The 24,701-nt window shown below is 72.9% G+C and carries 16 protein-coding genes; 9 read left to right on the top strand and 7 right to left on the bottom strand.

The window, feature by feature from the left end; genetic code table 11:
* Position 1: 1 nt before the first annotated feature.
* From nirB to ACMCNN_RS13130, 4 genes are all read left to right on the top strand, one after another.
* A complete protein-coding gene (gene nirB / locus ACMCNN_RS13115) occupies positions 2-2,506 on the top strand; it encodes a nitrite reductase large subunit NirB (RefSeq protein ID WP_412746472.1) in 2,505 nt (834 codons plus the stop codon).
* Complete coding sequence (locus ACMCNN_RS13120) at positions 2,503-2,832, top strand: Rieske (2Fe-2S) protein (protein ID WP_412746473.1); 330 nt, start codon at positions 2,503-2,505, stop codon at positions 2,830-2,832. Before nirB ends, ACMCNN_RS13120 begins: the two co-directional genes overlap by 4 nt.
* Positions 2,829-4,202: a nitrate/nitrite transporter gene (locus tag ACMCNN_RS13125; RefSeq protein WP_412746474.1), complete on the top strand. Its 1,374-nt coding sequence runs from the start codon at positions 2,829-2,831 to the stop codon at positions 4,200-4,202. Before ACMCNN_RS13120 ends, ACMCNN_RS13125 begins: the two co-directional genes overlap by 4 nt.
* Before the next feature lie 134 nt (positions 4,203-4,336).
* Complete coding sequence (locus ACMCNN_RS13130) at positions 4,337-4,855, top strand: hypothetical protein (RefSeq protein ID WP_412746475.1); 519 nt, start codon at positions 4,337-4,339, stop codon at positions 4,853-4,855.
* Positions 4,856-4,869: 14 nt separating this feature from the next.
* Here the strand turns inward: ACMCNN_RS13130 and ACMCNN_RS13135 are convergent, their stop codons facing one another.
* On the bottom strand, positions 4,870-5,262 hold the full coding sequence (locus tag ACMCNN_RS13135; protein WP_412746476.1) for a hypothetical protein: 393 nt from the start codon (positions 5,260-5,262) through the stop codon (positions 4,870-4,872).
* A gap of 433 nt (positions 5,263-5,695) precedes the next feature.
* Between ACMCNN_RS13135 and ACMCNN_RS13140 the strand changes: the two genes are divergently transcribed.
* Positions 5,696-6,274: an RICIN domain-containing protein gene (locus tag ACMCNN_RS13140; RefSeq protein ID WP_412746477.1), complete on the top strand. Its 579-nt coding sequence runs from the start codon at positions 5,696-5,698 to the stop codon at positions 6,272-6,274.
* A 45-nt stretch (positions 6,275-6,319) separates the two neighbouring features.
* Here the strand turns inward: ACMCNN_RS13140 and ACMCNN_RS13145 are convergent, their stop codons facing one another.
* Positions 6,320-8,233: a hypothetical protein gene (locus tag ACMCNN_RS13145; RefSeq protein ID WP_412746478.1), complete on the bottom strand. Its 1,914-nt coding sequence runs from the start codon at positions 8,231-8,233 to the stop codon at positions 6,320-6,322.
* A gap of 178 nt (positions 8,234-8,411) precedes the next feature.
* Between ACMCNN_RS13145 and ACMCNN_RS13150 the strand changes: the two genes are divergently transcribed.
* Positions 8,412-10,241, top strand: a complete 1,830-nt coding sequence (locus ACMCNN_RS13150; RefSeq protein ID WP_412746479.1) for a hypothetical protein — start codon at positions 8,412-8,414, stop codon at positions 10,239-10,241.
* Between the two features lie 60 nt (positions 10,242-10,301).
* Here the strand turns inward: ACMCNN_RS13150 and ACMCNN_RS13155 are convergent, their stop codons facing one another.
* Positions 10,302-15,338: a hypothetical protein gene (locus ACMCNN_RS13155; RefSeq protein WP_412746480.1), complete on the bottom strand. Its 5,037-nt coding sequence runs from the start codon at positions 15,336-15,338 to the stop codon at positions 10,302-10,304.
* A gap of 354 nt (positions 15,339-15,692) precedes the next feature.
* On the opposite strand from ACMCNN_RS13155, the gene tuf reads away from it, so the two are divergent.
* The gene (gene tuf / locus ACMCNN_RS13160) at positions 15,693-16,880 is read left to right on the top strand and encodes an elongation factor Tu (RefSeq protein ID WP_412746481.1); all 1,188 of its coding nucleotides are present in this window, start codon (positions 15,693-15,695) and stop codon (positions 16,878-16,880) included.
* A 42-nt stretch (positions 16,881-16,922) separates the two neighbouring features.
* Here tuf and ACMCNN_RS13165 read toward each other — a convergent pair whose 3' ends face one another.
* Positions 16,923-17,543: an L-threonylcarbamoyladenylate synthase gene (locus tag ACMCNN_RS13165; RefSeq protein WP_412746482.1), complete on the bottom strand. Its 621-nt coding sequence runs from the start codon at positions 17,541-17,543 to the stop codon at positions 16,923-16,925.
* A 169-nt stretch (positions 17,544-17,712) separates the two neighbouring features.
* Here ACMCNN_RS13165 and ACMCNN_RS13170 point away from each other — a divergent pair, with 169 nt between their 5' ends.
* Together ACMCNN_RS13170 and ACMCNN_RS13175 are read left to right on the top strand one after the other, a co-directional pair.
* Entirely contained in the window at positions 17,713-20,625 is a 2,913-nt protein-coding gene (locus ACMCNN_RS13170) for a glycoside hydrolase family 48 protein (protein ID WP_412746483.1), read from the top strand.
* Positions 20,626-20,637: 12 nt separating this feature from the next.
* On the top strand, positions 20,638-21,705 hold the full coding sequence (locus ACMCNN_RS13175; protein ID WP_412746484.1) for a lytic polysaccharide monooxygenase: 1,068 nt from the start codon (positions 20,638-20,640) through the stop codon (positions 21,703-21,705).
* A gap of 18 nt (positions 21,706-21,723) precedes the next feature.
* Here ACMCNN_RS13175 and lhgO read toward each other — a convergent pair whose 3' ends face one another.
* The 3 genes from lhgO to smpB form a co-directional block, all read right to left on the bottom strand.
* Entirely contained in the window at positions 21,724-22,944 is a 1,221-nt protein-coding gene (gene lhgO, locus ACMCNN_RS13180; RefSeq protein WP_412746485.1) for an L-2-hydroxyglutarate oxidase, read from the bottom strand.
* 25 nt (positions 22,945-22,969) lie between these two features.
* Positions 22,970-24,013 carry a serine/threonine-protein kinase gene (locus ACMCNN_RS13185; RefSeq protein ID WP_412746486.1) on the bottom strand — a complete coding sequence of 348 codons (1,044 nt, stop codon included), beginning with the start codon at positions 24,011-24,013 and terminating at the stop codon, positions 22,970-22,972.
* Positions 24,014-24,193: 180 nt separating this feature from the next.
* Entirely contained in the window at positions 24,194-24,691 is a 498-nt protein-coding gene (smpB, locus tag ACMCNN_RS13190) for an SsrA-binding protein SmpB (RefSeq protein ID WP_412746487.1), read from the bottom strand.
* Positions 24,692-24,701 lie beyond the last annotated feature (10 nt).

Below are 24,701 nucleotides of genomic sequence, written 5' to 3' on the forward strand. Positions count from 1 at the left end.
AGTGCACACGTCACAGCCACCCGAGCGCGAGCGCCTCGTCGTCGTCGGCAACGGCATGGCCGGGGCCCGTACGGTCGAGGAGATCCTGCAGCGGGACCCGGACCGGTACGCCATCACCATGTTCGGTGAGGAGCCGCACGGCAACTACAACCGCATCATGCTCTCCAACGTTCTCGCGGGCGTGGAGGACGAGGCGGGCATCTTCCTCAACGACCTGCAGTGGTACGCCGACAACGGCATCACCCTGCACGCCGGCTGCAAGGTCGACAGGATCGACAGCAAGCGCAAGGTGGTGCATGCCGACGACGGCACCAAGACCCCGTACGACAAGCTGATCATCGCGACGGGCAGCACCGCGTTCGTGCCGCCGATGGCCGGCGTGCACCGGCCCGGGCGTGGCTACCACCAGGGCGTCTTCGCGTTCCGCACGCTGGACGACACCCGCAACATGATCCGTTACGCGCGGGATCACGAGCGGGCGGTCGTCATCGGGGGCGGCCTGCTCGGCCTGGAGGCGGCCCGCGGCCTGCAGCAGCATGTCAGCCACGTGACCCTGATCCACGCCATGGGTCACCTGATGAACACGCAGCTCGACGAGCCCGCCGGTAAGACGCTGCAGGCAAGCGTCGAGAAGCTCGGCATCGAGGTGATCTGCGACGGATTCACCACCGAGATCCTCGGCAAGCACGCGGTCACCGGCGTGAAGCTGAAGGACGGCCGGGTCATCGACTGCGACGTCGTGGTGCTGGCCGCCGGTATCCGCGCCAACGCGGAACTCGCCGCCACCAGCGGGCTCGCTGTCGACCGGGGCGTCGTGGTGGACGACCAGATGCGGGTCGCGGGCGAGACGGACATCTACGCGGTGGGGGAGTGTGCCCAGCACCGCGGCGTCACGTACGGGCTGGTCGCGCCGTTGTGGGACCAGGCGCGGGTGCTGGCCGACCACGTCACCGGGCGCAACCTCGACGCCGCGTACCACGGCTCGCAGGTGGCCACGAAGCTCAAGGTGGCCGGGGTGGACGTGGCCGCGATGGGCCTCAAGGAGCCCGAACTCGACACCGACGAGACAGTGACGTTCGCCGAGCCGCGCCGCGGCGTCTACCAGAGCCTCATCATCCGCGACGACCGCCTCGTCGGCGCCACGCTGGTCGGTGACGTGCGCAAGGTGGCGTTCCTCATGCAGGCGTTCGACCGCGGGCTGCCGCTGCCCGAGGATCGTGCCGGGCTGCTCTTCGACCTCGGCGGTCCGCCCGCTGAGGTCAGCGCCGCTGAGATGGCCGACGACGCCCAGGTCTGCAACTGCAACGGCGTGTGCAAGGGCGACATCGTCGAGGCGGTGCAGTGCGGCGTCAAGACCGTCAGCGGGGTGATGGACAAGACCCGCGCGGGCAAGGGCTGCGGCTCCTGCAAGGGCCTGGTGCAGCAGATCGTCGAGTGGGCGGCCGGCGGCGAGGTCGAGGAGGACCCCGCGGCCAGCTGGTACGTCCCCGGCGTGCCGATGCCCAAGCCGGAGCTGATGGAGGCGATCCGCACCCACGGCCTGAAAAGCGTCTCGTCGGTGTTCGCGCTGCTCGCCCCCGGCGGCGAGGAGGACGCGAAGAGCAAGATGGGCCTGGCGTCGCTGCTGAAGATGATGTGGGGCGCCGAATACGACGACGAACGCGACGCCCGGTTCATCAACGACCGGGTGCACGCCAACATCCAGCGCGACGGCACGTTCTCCGTGGTGCCGCAGATGAAGGGTGGGGTCACGACCCCGGCACAGCTCAAGCGGATCGCCGAGGTCGCCGAGAAGCACGACGTACCCATGGTGAAGCTCACCGGTGGGCAGCGCATCGACCTGCTCGGCGTGCCCAAGGAAAACCTCCCGCAGATCTGGGCCGACCTCGACATGCCCTCGGGCTGGGCGTACGGCAAGAGCTTCCGCACCGTGAAGACCTGCGTCGGCTCGGACTTCTGCCGCTTCGGCGTCGGCGACTCCACCGCGCTGGGCATCGCGATCGAGGAGCGATACCAGGGTCTCGAAGGGCCCGGCAAGATGAAGCTCGCGGTCACGGGCTGCCCGCGCAACTGCGCAGAGGCGTACGTGAAGGACGTCGGCGTCGTCGCTATCGACGGCGGCAAGTGGGAGATCTACGTCGGCGGCGCCGCGGGTGCCCACGTGCGCAAGGGCGACCTGCTGGCCACTGTGGACTCGGCCGACGAGGTGCTCACGCTGACCGGCCGGTTCCTGCAGTACTACCGGGAGAACGCGAACTGGCTGGAGCGCACCTACGCGTTCGTGCCCCGCATCGGCATCGACCGGGTCCGGGAGATCGTCGTGGACGACGCCGACGGCATCGCCGAACGGCTCGACGCGGCCGTCGCGGAACACGTCGCGACCTACCGCGACCCGTGGCAGGAACGGGCCACCCCGGTCACCCCGGGCCAGTTCCGCACCTCGCTGCCGCTGACCGTGCTGCCCCGGGTGCCCGTCCGGGAGCCCGCCATGGAAGGACTCCGATGACCACCACAGCGATGACCGAGTACCGGCTCGGCCCGGCCGACGAGATCCCCGTGGGGGAGGGCCGTGCGTACGCGGTCGGCGGGGAGATGGTCGCCGTGTTCCGGCTGCGCGGCGGCGGCCTGCGGGCCGTGTCCGCGGTCTGCCCGCACGCCGGCGGTCCCCTCGCCGACGGCCTCGCCGACCAGCGCGTCGTGGTCTGCCCGCTGCACCAGCACGCCTTCGACCTGCGCACCGGCTGCTCCACCACCGGCGCGCCACCGATCACCGTCTACCCGGCGCGGGTGGACGAGGACAACCACATCATCATTTCGGGAGGCCTGCCATGACAGCCACCTTGCCCGTTGCCCCCGCCCGCCCCACCGCGACGATCCGGGGCCACTGGATCGACGATTGGCGGCCCGAGGATCCGGTCTTCTGGAACGTGTGCGGCGCCCGGATCGCCCGCCGGAACCTCGTCTTCTCCATCTTCAGCGAGCACATCGGCTTCTCTGTGTGGACGATGTGGTCGGTGCTGGTGCTGTTCCTCGGCCCCGCGTACGGCATCGACCCGGCGGGCAAGTTCCTGCTCACCGCGGTGCCCGCGCTGGTCGGCGCGAGCCTGCGGATCCCGTACACGTTCGCGGTGGCCCGCTTCGGCGGGCGCAACTGGACCATCGTCAGCGCGACGCTGCTGCTGGTGCCCGCGATCCTCGCGGCGTTCCTGATCCGGCCCGGCGTGTCCTACACCACGCTGCTGATCATGGCGGCGGTCGCCGGGGTGGGCGGCGGGAACTTCGCCTCCTCGATGGCCAACATCAACGCGTTCTACCCGGACCGGCTCAAGGGCTGGGCGCTGGGCATCAACGCGGGCGGCGGCAACATCGGCGTCGCGGCGGTACAACTGGTCGGCCTGGCCGTGCTCGCCACCCTCGGCGCCGGGCACCCCGGCGTGGTGGCGGGCATCTACATCCCGCTGATCGTCATCGCGGCGCTGTGCGCGGCACTGTTCATGGACAACCTCAGCCACGCCCGCAACGAGAAGCGGGCCATGCGCGACGTCACCCGCGAACCGCACACCTGGATCATGTCGCTGCTCTACATCGGCACGTTCGGCTCGTTCATCGGTTTCGGGTTCGCGTTCGGCCAGGTGCTGCAGGTGCAGTTCCACGACACCTTCAGTACGCCGGTCAAGGCGGCGTACCTGACGTTCCTGGGCCCGCTGCTCGGTTCGCTGATCCGGCCCGTCGGCGGGGCGCTGGCCGACCGGCTCGGCGGCGCGAAGGTCACGTTCGTCAACTTCGCCGCCATGGCGCTGGGCGCCAGCATCGTGCTGGTCGCCTCGCAGCAGCATTCACTGCCGATGTACCTGGTCGGTTTCATCGCGCTGTTCGTGTTCTCAGGTGTCGGCAACGGGTCGACGTACAAGATGATCCCGGCGATCCTGCGGGCCAAGTGCGCGGCGCGGGCGCTGCCGGGTGCCGACCCGCGCGACGCCGAGCACGAGGCGCGGCGGCTGTCCAACGCGCTGATCGGCATCGCGGGCGCGGTCGGCGCGTTCGGCGGGGTGCTGGTGAACCTGGCGTTCCGGCAGTCGTTCCTGGAGTACAAGAGCGCCGATGCGGCGTATCTTGCCTTCATCGCCTTCTATGTCGTCTGCCTGGTGGTCACCTGGGCCGTCTACCTGCGGCCCTCGGCCGGCCGCCTGCGCGGCGTCTGACCACCACCGATCCACGGGGTGCTGCTGCTCCGGGGGTGTCTGAGGCCGCCCGGCAGGTTCTGCCGGGCGGCCTCGCCGTGTGTGCACACCCGGTCACCCGGCCGTGGCCGGCCCCGGCCGCCTATCCTGCCGGGATGGACGTCGCCGACGATGGTGCCCGCCTGGCCGCCGACCTCGCCGCCCGGCTGGCGGAGCTGACCTTCGCCGACCTGGACCAGGGCGGGGTCACCGCGCGGCTCGTCGACGCGTCGGTGGCCTGGGCGCAGCAGCAGGGCTGGCGGGCGTACCGGCGGGCGGCCAGCGTCGTCCCGCTGCCGCCGCCGCTGCAGCACCGGCAGTCCGTCCTCGACGTGGCCTGTGCCCGACCGGACGCCCCGCCGGTGGTCATCGAGGTGGACCACACCGACCGCAAACGTACGGTCGAGAAGCTGGCGGCCGAGGCGCGGGCCGGTCGCGTGGCGATCTGGGTCCGCTGGGGCACGGGCCGGTTCACCGCACCGCCCGCTCCCGTGCACCTGGTGACGCTGGAGGTCGTCCGGCGACCGGGTGCCCGGTTCAGCTATCCGGCGGTCGAGCCGCCGCCCGCGCCGCGGCACTCCGGAGCCGCCCCGCACACCGGCGAGCCCCAGCTGCTTCCCCTGCCCGGGGAGTGAGCCGGCGGCGGCCGTCAGAAGAAGTATCGGCGGACCTCGGGACGGAAGAGGTTGACGAGGATGCAGGACGACACCACGAGCAGGATGATCGCCGCGATGCCCGTGAATGGGCCGAGGATGGAGCCGACGGCGATGGCAAAGCTGACCACCTCGGCCACGAAGGCGAGGATCCAGCCGAGAATCATGCCCCGGCGGAACATCCAGGCCGATAATCCCAGCAGGAACGGCACGCACAACAGGATCACGTAGACGGTGACGAACCTGTCGCCACGAGACAGGCCCATAGCGCGGGTGAGGAACTGCATCAACAGCGTCATGAAAAGCAGGACGAGCAGCGTCAGGTACATCTGCAGCAACAGCAGAGCTCGGGTTTGCTCCACGCGGCGCGGCAGGTCCGGTTGGTTCATGGCGAGTGAATGTAATGCAGTGGGCTGGCAAAAAGAAGGGCTTCGCGGCCGGAAAGAATGGTCGAGCGCGGGCCTGTTCAAGGCAATGTAAGTTGCCGCACGAAACAAATAAGCCGCTCCCGAACTCCGGCCCGTGGGGGCTATCCGGCCTTGACCCGGAAATGGCACACCGGGGCGGTCGCCGAGGTGTTCCTGTCGTCCCGGCTCCGGGCGTACCAGCCGTGTCGGTCGCCTGGTCGGCGTGCAGGCTAGCATCGATGGAACGCGGAATGGATCTTGCCCCCGGGAAGCCTGCAGGCGGGGTTCAGTGCTGCGGGAACGGTGGAACGCGATGGAACCGGATGGAACGCCGTCTTCTGTGCAAGGCGCGGCCATGGGGGCGGCATCGGCACGCTCCCGGCAGCGCTGGACGACTCACAGGGGGAGCTTCGAGATGACACGCGTCAACGTGCGGAACCTACCGCGTCACCTCACCGTACTGATCCTGCTGGCGGGAACGGCGCTGGCCGTCACCCCGGCGGGTGCCGAGGCCCGGTCGGCCGCCCCGGTCAGGCCACTGGTCGGTGGTGTCTTCAACCCGATCCGGAACGTCGGTGACGGCAAGTGCCTGCAACCCGAGGGCGAGTCGATGGCCGAGTTCGCGGCCATCGTGCAGATGCCCTGTGCCACCACGGGTCTCGCCGGTCTCGCGCAGGGCTGGCAGCAGATCCGGGTCGGCACCAACCATTACCGGTTCGTCAACCAGCTCAGCGGCTTCTGTTTCGACGCCTTCGACGGTGCCTTCAACGGCGCCCGGCTGCTGCAGGGCACGTGCGTACCGATCAGCAACGAGGAATTCAACACCAACACCGGGCTGCCCAATGTGGTGGCCCTGGAATCGCGGGTCGGCTTCCGCAACACCGGATACTGCATCGACGTGCCGGGGGCGTTGCCCTTCGACGGGATGGCGATGCAGATCTACCGCTGCAACGGCACCCTGGCGCAGCGCTGGGTGGTCGGCTTCGCCGGATAGCCGTTGGCCGGAGGGCGGGAACGGCCGCCCTCCGGTCGTCCGCCGTCACCGCTCGCCGGGGCGGTATGAACACCTCACGCCGGTGTACACGGTCGATCGCAACTGGTCGGCGATGGCCGGGTCGACTTGCGCCACCCGGTCGATCGCCCGCCGGATCGCCTTTCCCACCGCGATACGCGCCCGTTCGTCGTCGCCGGCGAACGGGCGCGGGCGCCCGCCCAGCCCTGTCCCGGCGGCCAGCTGGGACCGCAGCCAGTCACGCTCGGCGCGGTCCCGCGGCGTCTGGTCGCCGGCGACCTCCTCCAGCTCTGCCAGTCGTTCCCGGTACGCGCGGAGGGCCCGGACGTCCAGGACGGGCTGCCGCGACTCGGCGGGCGCGGGACGCACCCACCCCGCGGCGAGGTCCACGGCCGGGATCTCCTGTCCCGGGTTGGCCAGCAGCGCCGCCAGGTGGCGCATGCCCACGCTGTGCGCGACCGCGGCGGTGCGCGCACCGGACTGGATCCGCCAGTACCGGCCGTCGCGCCGGCAGATGATCCCGATCGCCGGCCCGACATCCGGGTCGGGCGGGAGCGCCATGCCCATCTCCGCCGCCTCGCGCGCGGCGACGGCCAGCTCGGCCCGTGCCGCCGCGAGATCCTTCCGCCCGGCGCGGCGAGCGAGCGCCTGCCCGAGACGCGCCCGGGAGACGACAGCCGCCGGCCAGTGGCCCAGTGCCAGGTTGTCCCGTACTGCCGCGCGCAGGTGCTCGACGGCGAGGGTCGCGTCGTTCATGGTCAGCGCGGCCACGCCCAGGGCGTGGTGCACCGATCCGAAGCAGGCCACCCCCAGGCTCGCGATCATCGGGAGCCTCTCGTACGGGCGCAGCAACGGGTACGCCCGCCCGGCCAGCTCGGCGTCCCCGAGCAGGTGTGCGGCTTCCACGGCACCGTACATCGACACCAGCCAGGTGCTGGACCTCGGCAGCGCGGCCAGGTCGTAGCTGTGCAGGCGGGCCAGCGCACCGGCGGCCCGGCGCTCGTCGCCGGTGGTGGCCGTCGCGGCGGCGACGGCCGCGAAGTACGAGTTGTCCACCGCGCTGAGCGTCGGTGAATGCACCAGCTCGCCCAGCAGGGACAGCAGCTCACCCAGGCGGCCCTGGTACCACCGGATGGCCACCAGTTGGGCGCCGTGCCAGCCGGGCGCGTCGGTGTCCCCGGCCACCGCGCCGCGTTCGGCGCACGCCGTGGCCATCGACTCCGCCTGCTCGAACCGGCCGGCGCGGATGCACAACATCACGCCGATCGCGCTGGCGACGAAGCCCGCCGCGAGGTGGTCGGTCTCCCGGACCAGATCGAGAAGCTGGTGCAGGCAACGCTCGGCGTGCGGGTCGGCGTCGAGGAACAGGTCGACCGTCTGCCACAGCAGCCCCATGACCAGATGACCGCGGCACTGCGGCGGTGCACTGTGGTCGATGAGTTCCTGCGCCAGGGCGCGGCGCAGCGCGCCGTGGTCCGGCCCGAGCAGGCAGTGGTGCGCCAGGCTCAGCGCCTCGGCCAGCGCCACCGGGTCACCGGCGCGTCGTGCCTCGTCGAGCGCCCCCATGATCCCGGCGTGGCCCCCGCGGCGATAGTCCGCCTCGGCCGCCAGCCGCGCCCGGAGGCGCAGCGCCAGGGGCGACGTGGGGTCGAGTGCGGTCAGCGCCCGGCGCTGCCGTGCCCCCACCTCGGCCGCCGCCGCCGTGGATCGGTGCTCGTGCACCCAGAGCCCGCCCAGCCCCAGCGCGGCGGCGGCCATGGACTCCAGATCCCCGGCCCGCTCGGCGGCACGGTGGGCGGCATCGAACCACCGGCGGCCGGTCCGCAGGTCGCCGTCGTCGAGCAGGGCGCGTTCGGCGCGTACCAGCAGCGCCGCAGCGTCCGCTTCCGCCGCGTCGGCACCGTGCTGCCCGGGGGAGACACCGATCGGTTCGCCGTGCACCGTATGCCCCCTCTCCGTGCATCGTCATGGTGCGCTCCGGCAGTCCGGACACGTACCGAGGCGTCGGGTCCTCGACACCCGGTTCGCCGGGAGGCGCCCGCAGCTTGTTCAGCGCCGCGTGGGTACGACGGACGGGAACGGGCTGGTCCGTGCGATCACGGTGCGGCATGATCCGGCTGTGGCCGACCACACCGAGGCTGCCGTCGCGCGCCTGCTGACCCTGGCCCGTCAGGTGTGCGCCGCCGGGAAGGTCGATCCGGGCGCGGGCAGGACCCTGCGCCGGGCGGTCGAGGACCTGGACGCGCACCTGCGCGGGCGGTGGCCCGCGCCGCCCACGCCGGCGACGCCCGTCACCGTCGACGAGTTCCTCCGCGTGTTCGCCGCACAGCGCCCGGACGCGGACTGGGTCCGGGCGGTGGGGCGGTTCCTGGCGGCGCTGGACCGGCAACAGGTGACCGGCCTGCTGGCGGCACTTCCCCGTGCTGATCGCCGTACCCGTGTCGAGCTGGTCCGCATCCTGGCGCCGCACCTGGACCGGGAGCAGACGGCCGAGGCGGCCGCAATCGTCGCGAGAACCGACGGCGCAGGCGCGCGGCTGGTGGCCCTGGGCTGCCTCATCGACCGGCTGCCCGAGGCGCAACGCCGGGACGCCGTGGCGGCCGCGGTCCGGCGCGCCGTCAAGGTGCCCGCCGAGGCCCACGACCTGATCGCGCTGGCCGCGCCGTACCTGTCGTCGGCGCAACTGGTCACCACGCTGCGCGCCGTGGCGGCCAACCAGGTGCCCGGCGCGCACTACCAGACGCTCCGCGCGGCCGCGGCCCACCTCTCGCCGGACGGCCTCGACCAGGCGTTGGCGTTCCTGCCGACGATTCCGGAGGAGGCCGTGCGGGCCTTCGCGCTGGCCGAGCTGGCGCCGCTGCTGCCGGCGGACCGGCTGGGTACGGCGTCGACGCTCGCCCGCGACATCCGCAGCGGCATCCACCGGGCCCGTGCGCTGGCCGGGCTGGCGCCGCACCTGCCGCCGGCCGAGCGCGCCGCCGCCGTACGCGACGCGCTGCACGAGTGCATGCGCGCGCGGGAGCCCTCGCTCCGCGAGATCGTGGTGGGCATGCTCGCCCCGCTGCTCGACCGGCGCCAGCACGACACGGTGCTCGACCGGGTCGCCGGCGGCGACACCCGCGAGATCCCGCTGCTGCGCCACTGCGGACCGCACCTCGACGCCGCGCACCTCGACCGTGCCCTCGACCTGGTACGCGACCGGCGGTTCGACTACCTCGGCGGCGGCGAGGGCCTGCTGGCGGTCGAGCCGTACCTGTCGCCCGCGCAGCGGTACCGGGCGGCGGCGGACCTGCTCGACCGGATGGTCCGTACCCGTGGTGGGCTCGACCACGCGTCGGCGGTCGCGCTGGCCGCGCTCGCTGGTGACCTCACCGCCGACCAGATCGACACTGTCGTCGAGGCGGCCTCGCTGCCGTCCGAGAGTCATCACCGGGCCTGGCTGATCGCCGCGGTGCTGCCCTGCCTGACCCCGGCTCAGGCGGGGCGCGCCGCGCAGCAGGCGCTCGGCATCGCGGACCCCGCTTGGCGTACACCGGTGCTCGCCGACCTCTTCCCCCGCCTCGACGCCGACGGACGCGCGCGGGTGGTCGCGTCCACCGCCACCATCGACGACCCGGCGACCCGCGTGGCGGCCATCGCCGGTTACCTCTGCCATCTCCCGCTCGCGGCTCAAGGTACCCACCTCGCCGAGGCACTCGATGTCGCCGAGGCGATCGAGGAGCCGCACGAGCGGGCGATCGCGCTCGCGCAGCTGGCGGCGTCGGTGCCGCCACCGGTACGGGAAAAACCGTTGCGTCTCGCCTTCACCGCAGCCCTGGAGTCGGCCGGGCGTAGCCGCCGCATCCGAGCACTGGCCGCGGTCGGCGCCACGCTCACCGGAACCCGGCCGGATTTGCCGGCCCTCCGGCCCGCGATCCCGATCGGGACGTCGACGTTCACCACGGGGTGAGAGGCCGTGGACGACCTCGGCTACCACGTCACCGAGTCGGGTCGCGCGCGAAGGTCGGGTTCACGGGCCGTTGATCTCCAGGGAGATGACGCCGCGTTCGGTTCCGGCGGCGATGCGGCCGTCGCGTGCGGCGACGGACAGGATCGGCGTGTCCAGGGCGATCTCGCGTTCGGCGCCGGAACCGACCCGGCAGAACAGCAGCGCGGTTCCGGCCGCGACCACGAGCAGCCCGTCGCCGAGCTGCGCGATCGCCCGTACCGGCGCGCCGAGCCGAACCTCGGGCAGGTGCAGCGCCGGCCGTTCCTTCCGCAGTGACCAGCGGCGCCGGTGCAGCCCGGCCTCCAGGTCCCAGACCCGGACGGTGCCCTCCTCGTCGCCGGTGACCGCCACCGGGTGCTCGTCGAAGCGGGCCAGCGTGACGCAGGTGACCGCCCCGGTGTGCCCGGTCAGCGGTTCGCCGAGCGCGTGGCCGGTCGCCAGATCCCACCGCCGTACGGTGCGGTCCTGGCTGCCGGTGACCGCGACGGCGCTGCCGTCGAGCTGCGCGACCACGACACAGCCGACCCCGCCGGTGTGCCCGGTCACCGGCTCACCCAACGGCCCGCCGGTCACCAGATCCCACCGCCGTACGGTGCGGTCGAGGCCGCCGGTGACCGCGACCGGCCGTCCCTCGATCGTGGCCGCGGCGGCGCAGGCGATGCCGCCGCTGTGGCCGGTCAACGGCTCGGCGAGAGCGCGTCCGTCGGCGAGGTCCCACAGTCGCACGGTCTCGTCGGGCCCCGCGGATACGACGACGCCGCGTCCGTCCACGTCGGCCAGCGCCAGGGCGGTGACCGGGCCGGCGTGGCCGGTGAACGGTGTACCCAGCGGCCGCCCGGTGGCGAGGTCCCACACCCGGACCGTGTGGTCGGCGCCGCCGGAGACCGCCACCGCGGTGCCGTTCACCTCGCCGATCGCGACGGCCCGTACGGCGTCGCTCTCGGCGGTGTAGTCGATCGGCGCGCCGGTGGCGAGGTCCCACACGCGGATGGTGTTGTCGTGCCCGCCGGAGACGACGATCGGGGCACCACGGCGTTCGGCGACCACGACCGCCCGGACGCCGTCGTCGTGCCCGAGCATCGGCTTGCCGAACGCCTTGCGGGTGGTGAGGTCCCACACCCGTACGGTGCGGTCGTCGCTGCCGGAGACCGCGAGTGGGCGTCCGTTCAGCTCGGCCAGGGCGAGCGCGGTGACCGTGTCCCGGTGCCCGCCCATCGGCAGGCCGAGCGCCTCGCCGGTGGTCAGGTCCCATAGCCGTACGGTCTGGTCGGCGGCGCCGGACACCGCGACCGGCTGCCCCTCCACCTCCCCGATCGCCACCGCCCAGACCGCCTTGGCGTGGCCCGTCAGCGGTTCACCACTCGGGCGCCCGGTACGCAGATTCCACACGCGCAGGTTCTGGTCGCGCCCGCCGGAGACGGCGACCGGCTTGTCGCCGAGCCGGCCCACGGCGAGCGCGGTGACACCGCTGCTGTGGCCGGTGCGCTCGTGGATCTCCGTCAGGTCGTCGAGGCCCCAGGTACGCACGGTGTGGTCGTCGCTGGCGGACACGGCGACCAGGCGGCCGTCCACATCGGTCAGTGCCACCGCCCACACCCAGGCGGTGTGTCCCGGCAGCGGTTCGCCGATCGGCTCGTGGCCGGCCAGGTCCCACAGGCGCAGCCGCTGGTCGGCGCCGGTGGAGACGGCGATCGGCCGGCCGTCGCGCTCACCGGTGGCGACCGACCAGATGCCGCCGGTGTGGCCGGTCAGCGGCCGTCCGATCGGATGGCCGGTGGCCAGGTCCCATACCCGTACGGTGTGGTCGGCACTGCCGGACACGACGACCGGTGTCCCGGCGATGGTCTGCACGGCCAGCGACATCACCGAGTCGGTGTGCCCGCTGAACGGCAGGCCGACGCGCCGCTCCAGCGCCGAGTCCCACAGCCGTACCGTGTGGTCGTGGCCGCCGGAGACGGCGACCGGCCGTCCGTCGACGTGCCCGACCGCGACCGCCGACACGCCGCGGGTGTGGCCGGTCAGGGGCTCGCCGACGGGGGCGCCGGTGGTCAGGTCCCACAGCATCAGGGTCCGGTCGTCGGAGCTGGAGATCGCGACGGGGTAACCGTCCAGTTCGGCCAGCGCGACCCCGGTGACGGCCTCGGCGTGACCGGCCAGCGGAGTCCCGATGGGGCTGTGGGTGCCGACGTTCCACCGACGGATGGTGTGGTCGAGGCTGGCCGAGACGGCGGTGGGCACGCCGTCGCGGGCCTCGAACGCCACCGCGGTGACCGTTGCGGTGTGGCCGCTGATGGCCTTGCCGACCGGTTTTCCGGTGGTCAGGTCCCACACCCGGACCGTCGCGTCCTGCCCGCCGGTGACGGCGATCGGTGTCGCGTCGAGTTCGCCCAGCGCGACCGCGGTGACCGGGCCGGTGTGTCCGGTGATGGGCTGACCGACAGCCTTGCCGGTCTGCGGATCCCACCGCCGCAGCGTCCCGTCGTGCCCGGTGGAGACGAGCCATGCCCGCCCGGCGCAGGTGCCCAGTGCGAGCGCGTGGACGCCGCCGGTGTGCCCGGTGAGCGGCTCGCCGACCGGTTCGCCGGTGCCGAGATCCCAGAGCCGGACCGTACGGTCGTCGCCGCCCGAGACGGCGACCGTGCGCTCGCCGATCCGGCCGACCGCGACCGCGGTGACCCCGGCGGTGTGCCCGCGCAGCGGCTGCCCGATCGGCTCGCCGCTGGTCAGGTTCCACACCCGCAGTTCGTGGTCGTCGGCTCCGGTGACGGCCACGTCCACTCCGTCGAGGGGGCCGATCGCGGCGCACAGGACCGCGCCGGTGTGCCCGGTCAGCGGGCGGTGCAGGACGGCGACCTGCCAGGACGCCCACCGTGTCGCCCACGGCCGCGGGAGCCCGCTGGCGGCGACGGCGTCGGCGAGCGCCGTCGCGCCACCGCACCGGGCGGCCAGCTCCAGGTAGGCGGCGTGCGTTGCGGCCGGGGCGGTGCGCAGGTGTTCCTCGGCCCGCCGGTACACGTCGGCCGCCGCCCGGGCCGCCTCGGCGCGGGCCGCCGGCAGGGCGGCCACGAGGGAGGGGTGCGCCGCGTACATCAGGAAGCCCGCGTCCAGCAGCAGGTCGTCCACGTCCGGCACGGCCGCGGCATGGGTGATGAGGTGGTGACGGGCGTACGGCTGAGCGTGCGCCCAGTCGCCCCGTCCGTCGGCCGTGCGGGGCACCGCGGCGCGCAGGGCGGCGGCGATCGCCTGCTGGTCGGCGGTCTCGTCACGGCCGGTGCGCAGCACGGTGGCGAGGGCGGCGTGGCGCAGCCGGTACACCGACTGGCCGCCGCTCAGCTCCTCCAGGACGTACCCGCCGGCGGACTCGCACAGCCAGCGCACGTCGTCGTGGCCGTACCGGGTGCCGGGGTGCAGGGCGGTGGCGAGCGCCGGCCAGGCGTCCTCCCACGGCAGCCCGGCGCCCAGGGCGTAGGCCAGCGGCAGCAGCAGCGCCTTGGCCCGGTCGGCGTTGTCTCCCAGCCGGCCGCCCAGGTCGGCGCTGACGGCGGTGCCCAGGTCGTGGGGGAGGGCGTTGCGCCACTGCGGATCGTCGACGGACCCGGCGGTGGCGGTGCTGGCGAGGCTCGCGGTGGCCCCGACGATCAGGGCGGCGAGGAACGACGGTCCCGTCGCCGCCACGATCGCCTCGGCGGCGCGGTCCCGGACGTCCGGCTCGGCCGTCGCGTACGGCCCGCCCGATCGCGCCAGCTGCTCGCGGACGAGCGTGCGGACGGCCTCCCGGTCGGCGTACGGGTCGGCGTCGAGGTCGATGACCGCCGCGTCGTCGCCCAGTACCGGCAGCAGTTCCGGCCGGGCCCCCAGCAGCACCCGGACCGCGCCGCCGCCGTGCACGGCCAGCGGGAGCAGCACCGCACGGATCAGCTCGGGCGGGTCCACCGCCTCGTCCACACCGTCGACCACCACGGTCAACGGCTGCGGGCGTCCGGCCAGATGCGCGAGCAGCGCGTCCACGGTGGCGGTTCCGGCGCCCGCCGCGGTGCTGATCCGGGCGAGGATCGCGTCCTCTGTGCACCCTTTCGCGTCCAGCGTGAGGTCGGGACGGGCGGCGGCGGGCTGGTCCGGCTCGGTCAGCATCCGCAGCACGGCGGACTTGCCGGAGCCGGCCGCGCCCGTGACCACCTGGAGGGCCGGGGCGTCGCGGCCGGCGCCCAGCCAGCGGGTGACCGCGGTGAGGGCCGCGGTGCGTCCGGTGAGTCGTATCGGCCCCGGTTCGCCGGCGGCGTTGTCCGGCGCCAACGCCCGCCCGGCGCTGCCGGGCATGTGCCGGGGATTCGCCAGGGTCGCGCCCTCCCTCTCGGCCGGACCCCACCGGTGATAGGTGACGGTCAGCGCCGCGGCGTCCGTGGCGGATGCATGCGGCAGGTCGGCCGTCAGGGTGCGGACGATGCCGGGCAGTGTCAGCGTCGGCTGGGCGGCGCCACCGCTGGCCGGCAGCCCGACGGCGCGCGCGAACAGTCCCGCGAACTCTGCCCCGGCGTCGGCGGCGGCGCCGTGAGTCGTGGCGAGGACGACTTCGACGACGGTGTCCCGGGGGGCGTGCGCGCCGCGCAGCCAGCCGCCTGCCGCCTGCCGGGCGGTCGCGGCGGTGTCCGGGTCGCAGCGGACATCGAGCAGCACGGCGACCCTGGTCAGCGCTGTCGCGGCGAGCCACTCGAGGAGCCGGCCCGCGCCCAATCCGGGCTCGTCCGTACTGTCCGGACCGCTCCCGTCGCCGCTCTCGGGTAGCAGGAACAGTTCGTCCTCGACGATCGCGCCGCGAGCCCGTACGGCGACGATCGCCTCGTCGCCGGTCAGGTCCCGTAACCCGACCCGCATCTCGTCGACGTCGGTGAGATCGAAGTTCGGCAGCACACGGAAGCCGAAGGCCGTGGTGAGTAGTGCCGTGACGGGGTCGTCACCGCCGTGCCGTTCCGCCGTACCGATCGTGACCAGCGGCCGCGCCACGCCGTCGCGTGCCGGGGAGCGGGGCTCACCGGGCGCCGTGCTGTGCGAAGCGGTCACGCGAAAATGCTACGTTTTGTGCCGCTTCAGGGTGGTTGGAACCGGCATGCGGGGTCCGGAAATCCGGTGGCCGCACTCGGCTGCGGGCTCTATGGTTGCCGCCATGTTCGCGACCCGGTCCCACGTGCCCGCAGGCAGCCGCCTGCGCCGGCCGTCGACCGTGCGTGCGCGCCGAGTCGATCTCTGACCCTCTCCCAGCCCCAGCAGGATCCGCGGGAGAGGGTGTCCTGCCACCCGCACGTCACGCGTGCGGTCGTTGCCGCGGTCCTGGCGCGGAGCTGTCGAAGCGGGGTGGCGCCCGCCCGCGTACCACCGTCCCGCCTTCCCTGTCACCCAGATGAGGGGGCAATAACCATGGCGAAGCGTGAGTTCCTGCGCGCCAAGGCACACCTGAACATCGGCACGATGGGTCACGTCGACCACGGCAAGACGACCCTGACCGCTGCCATCACCAAGGTCCTCGCCGACCGCGACCCGGCATCCAACCGGTACGTGTCGTTCGACGGGATCGACAAGGCGCCGGAGGAGGTCGCCCGCGGCATCACCATCAACATCGCCCACGTCGAGTACGAGACGGAGACGCGGCACTACGCCCACGTCGACATGCCCGGCCACGCCGACTACGTGAAGAACATGATCACCGGTGCGGCGCAGGTGGACGCGGCGATCCTGGTCATCTCGGCGCAGGACGGCTCGATGCCGCAGACCCGGGAGCACGTGCTGCTCGCCCAGCGGGTCGGCGTGCCGTACCTGGTGGTCGCGGTGAACAAGGCGGACACGGTGGACGACCCGGAGATGCTCGACCTGGTCGAGATGGAGGTCCGGGAGCTGCTGTCGAGCTACGGGTTCCCGGGCGACGAGGTTCCGGTGGTGCCGGTGTCGGCGCTGCGGGCGCTCGAGGGCGACCCGCGCTGGGTGGACAGTGTCGTCGCGCTGCTCGACGCGGTGGACGCCTACGTGCCGGTGCCCGACCGGGAGCTGACCAAGCCGTTCCTGATGCCGATCGAGAACGTGCTGAGCATCTCCGGCCGCGGCACCGTGGTCACCGGCGCCATCGAGCAGGGCACGCTGCGGGTCGGCGACCCGGTCGAGGTGGTCGGGCTCGGTCCGACGCTGTCCACCGTGGCCACCGGGCTGGAGTCGTTCGGCCGCACCCTGGCCACCGCCGAGGCGGGCGACAACGCGGCGATCCTGCTGCGCGGGGTCAAGCGCGACCAGGTGCAGCGCGGTCAGGTGGTGGCCCTCGCGGGTTCGGTCACGCCGCACCGGCGGTTCGCCGCCCGGGTCTACGCGCTCACCGCGGCGGAGGGCGGGCGGCACACGCCGTTCCTCGCGAACTACCGGCCGCAGTTCTATTTCCGGACCACGGACGTGCCCGGTTCGCTGGACCTCGGCGAGACCCTCACGGTCGCGCCGGGTGACACCGTCGAGCTGACGGTCGAGCTGGGCAAGCCGGTCGCGATGGACGTCGGGCTGGGCTTCGCGGTCCGCGAGGGCGGCCGTACGGTGGCCGCGGGCACGGTCACCGCGCTGCTCGACTGACGGCGCATCGGCGGGCGGACGTTTCGGACGTCCGCCCGCCGGTCACTCGAACAGGGTCGGGTCGCCGCCGCCGACCCGGACGATCTCGGCCTCGCCCGTGGACAGGTCCACCACAGTGGTGGGGACGGTGCCGCACTCGCCGGAGTCGATGACCGCGTCGACGGAGTGGTCGAGCCGTTCCTTGATCTCCCACCCCTGGGTCATGGGTTCCTCGTCGCCGGGCAGCAGCAGCGTCGTGGACAGCAGCGGCTCGCCCAGTTCCTCCAGCAACTTCTGCGCGACCACATGGTCGGGGATGCGGACGCCGACGGTCTTCTTGCGGGGGTGCAGCAGCCGCCGGGGCACCTCGCGCGTGGCCGGCAGGATGAACGTGTAGTTGCCCGGCGTGACCGCTTTGAGCGTACGGAAGATGTTGTTGTTGATCTGCACGAACTGGCCCAGCTGTGCGAAGTCGCGGCACACCAGCGTGAAGTGGTGATCGGGACCGAGCCGGCGGATCTCCCGTAACCGGTCCAGGCCGTTCTTGTCGCCGAGGTGGGTGCCGAGGGCGAAGCAGGAGTCCGTCGGGTACGCGATGACCCCGCCGTTGCGGACGATCCCGACCACCTGATTGATCGCGCGCGGTTGCGGGTTGTCCGGGTGCACGTCGAAGTACTTCGCCATGGTCCGAAGCCTACGGCGGTGGCCCGACCCCGCCCGGTTCCCCCGCCGCCGTGCGGCCGGGCGGGGCCTCGAAACTTCCGGGCGAACGCCGGTCCTTTCTGTACTTGACATCGGCACCTGATCGGCCGCACGCTGCTGGGAGCGCTCCCACATATCGAAAGGGGCCGACGTGAGATCCCCCCACCGACGACGGCGCCTCGCCGTCCTCGCCTCCGTCCTACTCGGCACCGGCGCCGTCCTCGCCGGTGCCGGGCCCGCCCGCGCCGCGGCCGCCTGCACGGTCGCCTACCAGATCCAGAGCCAGTGGAACGGCGGCTTCACCGGCGACGTCGCCGTCACCAACGGCGGCGACCCGGTCACCGCCTGGCGCCTCGAATTCGACTTCCCCGACGCCGCCCAGCGCGTCACCCAGGGCTGGAACGGCACCTACGCCCAGAGCGGGCGCCACGTCACCGTCACCAACGCCGACTGGAACGGCGGCATCGGCACCGGCGCGACCGTGGGCACCGGCTTCACCGGCGCGTTCGGCACCGTCAACCCGGTGCCCACCGCGTTCACGCTCAACGGCGTCGCCTGCAACAGGGCCGCGACCGCCCCCACGGTCCAGATCACCGGCCCGGCCGCCAACACCCGATTCACCGCACCCGCGACGATCCCGATCACCGCCACGGCCACCGCCGCTTCCGGTACGAGCATCGGAAAAGTCGAGTTCTACCACGACGGTCTGCTCCTGAGCACGGACACCAGCGCCCCGTACGCGTACACGTGGACCGGGGTGCCCGCCCAGGCCGCCGCCTACCACCTGCAGGCCGTCGCCTACGACACGAGCGGCGTCAGGAGCGACACCGCGGACGTGCCCGTCCTCGTCGACGCCGTCACCACCCCGGCGATCGTCACGGACACCCCGTCGGTGCTGGTGTCACCGGGGGAGAGCACCACATTCACGGTCGCCCTCGGCAAGGCACCCACCGCTGACGTCACCGTGACCGTGGCCCGCAGCGCCGGGGCCACCACGGTCACGGCCAGCCCCGCCACGCTGACGTTCACCACGGCGAACTGGAACACCGGGCAGAGAGTCACGGTCGCCGCCAGCGCGTCCGCCGCGGTCGACTCCACCGCCACGATCTCCGCCACCAGCACCGGATACACCGGCGCGGACGTCACGGCCACGGTCGTCGCCAAGGGCAGTGTGGACGCCCGCTTCACCCAGCTCTACACCGACATCAAGAACCCGGCCAACGGCTACTTCAGCCCCGAAGGGGTGCCGTACCACTCGATCGAGACGCTCATCGACGAGGCCCCGGACCAGGGGCACGAGACCACCAGCGAGGCGTTCAGCTACTGGCTGTGGCTGGAGGCCGAACACGGGCAGGCCACCGGCGACTGGGCGCCGTTCAACGCCGCCTGGTCGACCATGGAGAAGTACATCATCCCCGCCCACGCGGACCAGCCGACGAACGCCAACTACAACGCGGGCAAGCCCGCCACCTACGCGGCCGAACACCCGCAGCCGTCGCAGTACCCGTCCCAGCTCGACACCGGCGTCCCGGTCGGCAGCGACCCCCTGGCCGCAGAGCTGAAGTCGGCGTACGGCACCGACGACGTCTACGCCATGCACTGGCTGCTGGACGTCGACAACACGTACGGCTTCGGGCACTGCGGCGACGGCACCACCCGCGTCGCGTACATCAACACGTTCCAGCGCGGGCCGCAGGAGTCCACGTGGGAGACCGTGCCGCAGCCGTCCTGCGACACCTTCACGTACGGCGGCCCCAACGGCTACCTCGACCTGTTCACGAAGGACTCCTCGTACGCGAGGCAGTGGAAGTACACGGACGCCCCGGACGCCGACGCCCGCGCGGTGCAGGCCGCCTACTGGGCGTACACGTGGGCCAGCGCCCAGGGCAAGGCGTCGCAGGTGTCGGCCGCCGTCGCGAAAGCCGCGAAGATGGGCGACTACCTGCGGTACTCGTTCTTCGACAAGTACTTCAAGAACCCCGGCTGCGCCTCCACCTCCTGCACACCGGGCAGCGGCAAGTCCAGCTCCAGCTACCTGCTGTCCTGGTACTACGCGTGGGGCGGGGCGTACGACACCAGCGCCGGATGGGCGTGGCGGATCGGCTCCAGCCACGACCACTTCGGCTACCAGAACCCGATGGCCGCGTGGGCACTGGGAAGCGTCGCGGCGCTGGCGCCGAAGTCCGCCACCGGCAAGGCGGACTGGCAGACCAGCCTCGGCCGCCAGCTGGAGTTCTACCGGTGGCTGCAGTCCGCCGAGGGAGCCATCGCGGGCGGCGCCACCAACAGCTGGAACGGCGACTACTCCGCCCGGCCCGCGGGCACCCCGACCTTCTACGGCCTGGCGTACGTCGAGGCCCCGGTGTACCAGGACCCGCCGTCCAACCAGTGGTTCGGCTTCCAGGCCTGGTCGCTGGAACGGCTGGCCGAGTACTACTACGCCACCGGCGACACCACGGCCAAGTCGATCCTCGACAAGTGGGTGACGTGGGCCCTGGCCAACACCACCATCGACGGTACGGACTACCGGTTCCCGTCCACGCTGAGCTGGTCCGGCAAGCCGGACACGTGGAACCCGGCCAGTCCGGGCGCCAACACCGGCCTGCACGTCACCGTCGTCGACCGCACCGACGACGTCGGCGTCGCCGGCTCGTACGCCAAGCTGCTCACCTACTACGCCGCCAAGTCCGGCAACACCGCCGCCAGGACGGCCGCGAAGGGCCTGCTCGACGGCATCTGGGCGCACAAGGACGCCAAGGGTGTGTCCGTGCCCGAGACCCGCACCGACTACCAGCGGTTCGACGACGTCTACGACCCGGCCACCGGCCAGGGCATCTACATCCCGCCCGGCTGGAGCGGCAGGATGCCCAACGGCGACGCCATCAAGCCGGGAGTGTCCTTCCTGGACATCCGCTCCTTCTACCGCAGGGACCCGGACTTCCCGAAGGTCCAGGCGTATCTGAACGGCGGCCCCGCGCCCACCTTCACGTACCACCGCTTCTGGGCCCAGGTCGACGTCGCCACCGGGTACGCCGACTACGCCCGCCTGTTCCCCAACGGCTGAAAGGACCACGTCGTGAAGAGACAACTGTTCGCGTACGGCGCGGCCGCGCTGCTGGCCGCCACGGTTGGGGTACTGGCGTGGCCCGGTTCCGCGTCCGCCCACGGCGCCATGATGGCGCCCGGCAGCCGCACGTACCTGTGCTGGAAGGACGGCCTGAGCGCCAACGGCCAGATCCAGCCGAAGAACCCGGCCTGCGCCGCCGCGGTGGCGCAGAGCGGCGTCACGTCGCTGTACAACTGGTTCGCGGTGCTGCGCTCCGACGGCGGCGGCCGGATGGCCGGGTTCATCCCCGACGGCCAGCTGTGCAGCGGCGGCACCGGCGGCCCGTACGATTTCACCGGCTACAACCTGGCCCGCGACGACTGGCCGGTGACCCACCTGAGTTCCGGCGCCACCATGCAGTTCAGCTACAACGATTGGGCCAAGCACCCCGGCACGTTCGCGCTGTACCTCACGAAGGTCAGCTGGAACCCGACGCGCCCGCTGGCCTGGAGCGACCTGGAATCCACGCCGTTCTCCCGGGTGGTGAACCCGCCCGCGCAGGGCGGCCCGGGCACCGAGGACGGCCACTACTACTGGACCGGCACGCTGCCGTCCGGCAAGAGCGGACGCCACCTCGTCTACTCGGTCTGGTCGCGTTCGGACAGCCAGGAGACGTTCTACGGCTGCTCCGACGTGGTCTTCGACGGCGGGCACGGCGAGGTGACCGGCGTCGGCGACGGCACCACGCCGCCACCGACCACCCCACCCACGACTCCGCCGACCGACCCACCGGCAGGCGACGGCTGCTCCGCGATGTACGCCACGACGGGTGCCTGGAACGGCGGCTTCCAGGGTGAGGTGATGGTGCACGCCGCGACCACGCCGGTCAACGGCTGGACGGTCTCGTGGACGTTCCCGTCCGGGCAGCGGATCACCCAGCTCTGGAACGGGAGGGCCGGGACCAACGGCTCGGCGGTCACGGTCGCCAACGAGAGCTACAACGCGGCGATCGCGGTGGGCGGCCACACCACGTTCGGGTTCCTCGGCAGCGGCACGGCACCGACGTCGCTGCCGGACCTGACGTGCCGCACCCCGTGACCGGCGGCCGGGCGTGGGTCAGAGGGGACCCGCGCCCGGCCCGTCGAGCACCAGCGCGGCCACATGCTCCGCGATGGCCAGCGCGGACGTCGCCGCGGGCGACGGCGCGTTGCGCACGGCCACGACCGGGCCGAGGCGGTGGATCCGGAAGTCGTCCACCAACGCGCCGTCGGCGTCCACGGCCTGGGCACGCACCCCGGCGCCGCCGGGCACCACGTCGTCCGCCGACAGCTCCGGGACATAGCTGCGGGCGGCGGCGACGAAGGCCCGCCGGGACACGGCACCGCGCACTTCACGTACGCCGGTGCGCCAGTGCCGGCGGGCCATCCGCCAGAAGCCGGGCCACCGTACGGTGTCCCAGATGTCGCCCGCCGACGCGGCGGCCGGCCGGTAGCCCTCGCGGGCGAGCGCGAGGACCGCGTTCGGGCCGACCTCCACGGTCCCGTCGACGCGGCGGGTCAGGTGGATGCCGAGGAACGGGTAGCGCGGGTCCGGCACCGGATAGATCAGCCCGCGCACCAGGTGCGCGCGCTCCGGGCGGATCCGGTGGTACGCGCCGCGGAACGGCACGATGACCGGCCCCGGCTCGTCCCCGGCGAGACGGCTCAGCCGGTCGGCCTGCAGCCCGGCGCAGATCACCAGCAGGTCGTACTCGTACTCGTCGCCGTCGGCGCTCCGGACCCGGACGGTGGCCGCGGCCCGGTCGACCGCGGTCACCGCGCAGCCGAGCCGGACCCGCCCACCGGCCGCGCGCACGTCGTCGGCGAGGGACCGGGCCACGGCGGGGAAGTCCACCACGGCGGTGCCCGGCGAGTGCAGGGCCGCCACCCCGCGGGCGTACGGCTCGACGTCGCGCAGCCCGGCCGCGTCGAGGCGGCGCAATCCCGGTACGCCGTTCGCCCGCGCCCGTCGTTCGATCCCGGCGAGCCCCGCGGTCTCCCGTTCGTCGCGGGCGACGACGAGCTTTCCGCAGGCCACGTACGGCAGCCCGCGCTCCGCGCAGTAGCGCTCCAGCAGGGTCACGCCGCGCCGGCACAGCCGCGCCTTCAGCGAGCCGGGCGGGTAGTACAGGCCCGCGTGCGCCACCCCGCTGTTGTGCCCGGTCTGGTGGGCGCCGACGCGGTCCTCCTTGTCCAGCACGGTGATCCGGGCGTCGGGCCGGTCGAGCGCCAGCCGCCGGGCGGTGGCGAGCCCGACGATCCCGGCGCCGACGACACCGATGCGCAACGGGACGGACACGTGCCCGATCGTAGGCGTGCGCGGCTCAGGTCGCGGACCGGAACGCCGACTCGATCACCGCGACCACCGGAGCCAGCACGGCTGCGCTGACGGCCAGCGCCACCCGCAGCCGACCGGTCATTCCCGCCAGCCGGTGGGCGGTACCCCGGCAGGGTGTCCGGGGCCCGGCCGCGGGTGCACCGGGCGGCGTCCGGCGTGGACCGGTGGGACAGCGCCGTTCGGCAAGGGCTCCCGCGGGCCCGCTCCCCGGCGCGGCGGGCGGCGGCGGGTCGTCGAAGCGCCGCGGTACCTGCCGCAGGTGCACGGTGGTCCGCACGTCGGCGAGGCGGCGCAGCCGCCGTTCGGCCTCGTCCACACTCATCCGCGCGCGCGGATCGGGCCGCAACAGCCCGGTGATCACCGGCCGGAGCGGCCCGGCCCGCCTGATCGGTCCCGGCCTTCCCGCCGTCACGCGGTGGCGGCCCGGACGGTGGTCGAACGGCTGACGCCCCTCGACGGCCGCGTACAGGGTGGCGCCGAGCGACCACAGGTCGGTCTCCGAGGGCTCAGTGGTGGTCTCCGGCGGCGGGTTCGGCCCGGCGTCGGCGCCGTCCGTGGCCGGGCCGAATCCGGTCAGCACCACTCGGCCGTCGTCGGCCAGCAGCACCGTGTCCGGGGAGACGTCGCGGTGCAGCACCCCGGCCCGGTCCGCGGCGTCCATGGCGGAGAGCACCGTCAGGCCCAGCGCGGCCACCTGGGGGACCGGCAGCGCCCCGGTCTCGGCAACGACCTGCGGCAGCGGGCGGGACGGGACGTACTCCTGAATGATCCACGGCTGGTCGTCGCCGGAGCGGACGTCGTAGATCTGGATGACGTTGGGGTGGCTGAACCGGGCCGCGCCGCGGGCTTCCCGCAGCGCCTGCTCCCGCAGCCCGTCGCGGGCATCCCCGGGCGGCACCGTCAGCTGTTTGATCGCGACGTCGCGGTCCAGCATCTCGTCGCGGGCCAGCCAGACCCGGCCCGCGCCGTCCGCGTCCAGTGCTCTGACGATCCGGTAGCGCCCGTCGAGCAGTGTCTCCGGCTGCGGCATCGGTCCCCTTCCGAGTGCGCCTGCCGTGGCCGGGCCGGGAACCGGCTCGGGCCGTAGCGGTCGCGCGGTGGCGGATCTGGCGAAGCTTGCGTCGGCGACGTCGTTGATTCGGAACCTATCGGCCGGGGCGACCGGCCCACATCCACCGATTCGGTGATGTGGCCATCACTCAGGGTTCACTCAGCCGGGTCGGCGGGCGGGGGTGCGGCCCTTGAGGTGGCGGCCCATCGCCCGGGCGATCTCCTTGTCGGCGTCGCGCCGGGCGATCGCCTGCCGCTTGTCGTACGAGCGCAGGCCGCGCGCCAGGGCCAGCTCCACTTTGGCCCAGCCGCCCGCGAAGTACAGCGACAGCGGGATCAGGGTGAGCCCGCTTCCGTCGCGCAGCCGCTGCTGGATACGGTCGATCTCGACGCGGTGCAGCAGCAGCTTGCGGGTGCGCCGGGGGGCGTGGTTCGTCCAGGAGCCGAAGCCGTACTCGGCGATGTGCAGGTGGTAGAGCATCAGCTCGCCCTCGTGCTCACCGGCGAACGCGTCCGCCAGCGAGGCGTACCCGGCGCGCAGCGACTTGACCTCCGTGCCGGCCAGCACGAGCCCGGCCTCGTACGTCTTGAGGATCTCGTAGTCGTGCAGCGCCCGGCGGTTGGACGCGATGACCGTCCGGCCGGTCGGCTTCGCCACGCCGATCCCC

Source organism: Krasilnikovia sp. MM14-A1004, from assembly GCF_047159485.1.
Classification (GTDB): domain Bacteria; phylum Actinomycetota; class Actinomycetes; order Mycobacteriales; family Micromonosporaceae; genus Actinoplanes.

What these genes read in the sequence shown, in the direction of transcription:
- ACMCNN_RS13130 (WP_412746475.1), top strand. Translation starts at nt 4,337, where the DNA reads ATGGACGTCGCCGACGATGGTGCCCGCCTGGCCGCCGACCTCGCCGCC.
- ACMCNN_RS13165 (WP_412746482.1), bottom strand. Translation starts at nt 17,543, where the DNA reads ATGGCGAAGTACTTCGACGTGCACCCGGACAACCCGCAACCGCGCGCG.
- ACMCNN_RS13140 (WP_412746477.1), top strand. Translation starts at nt 5,696, where the DNA reads ATGACACGCGTCAACGTGCGGAACCTACCGCGTCACCTCACCGTACTG.
- ACMCNN_RS13135 (WP_412746476.1), bottom strand. Translation starts at nt 5,262, where the DNA reads ATGAACCAACCGGACCTGCCGCGCCGCGTGGAGCAAACCCGAGCTCTG.
- ACMCNN_RS13125 (WP_412746474.1), top strand. Translation starts at nt 2,829, where the DNA reads ATGACAGCCACCTTGCCCGTTGCCCCCGCCCGCCCCACCGCGACGATC.
- tuf (WP_412746481.1), top strand. Translation starts at nt 15,693, where the DNA reads ATGGCGAAGCGTGAGTTCCTGCGCGCCAAGGCACACCTGAACATCGGC.
- ACMCNN_RS13185 (WP_412746486.1), bottom strand. Translation starts at nt 24,013, where the DNA reads ATGCCGCAGCCGGAGACACTGCTCGACGGGCGCTACCGGATCGTCAGA.
- ACMCNN_RS13120 (WP_412746473.1), top strand. Translation starts at nt 2,503, where the DNA reads ATGACCACCACAGCGATGACCGAGTACCGGCTCGGCCCGGCCGACGAG.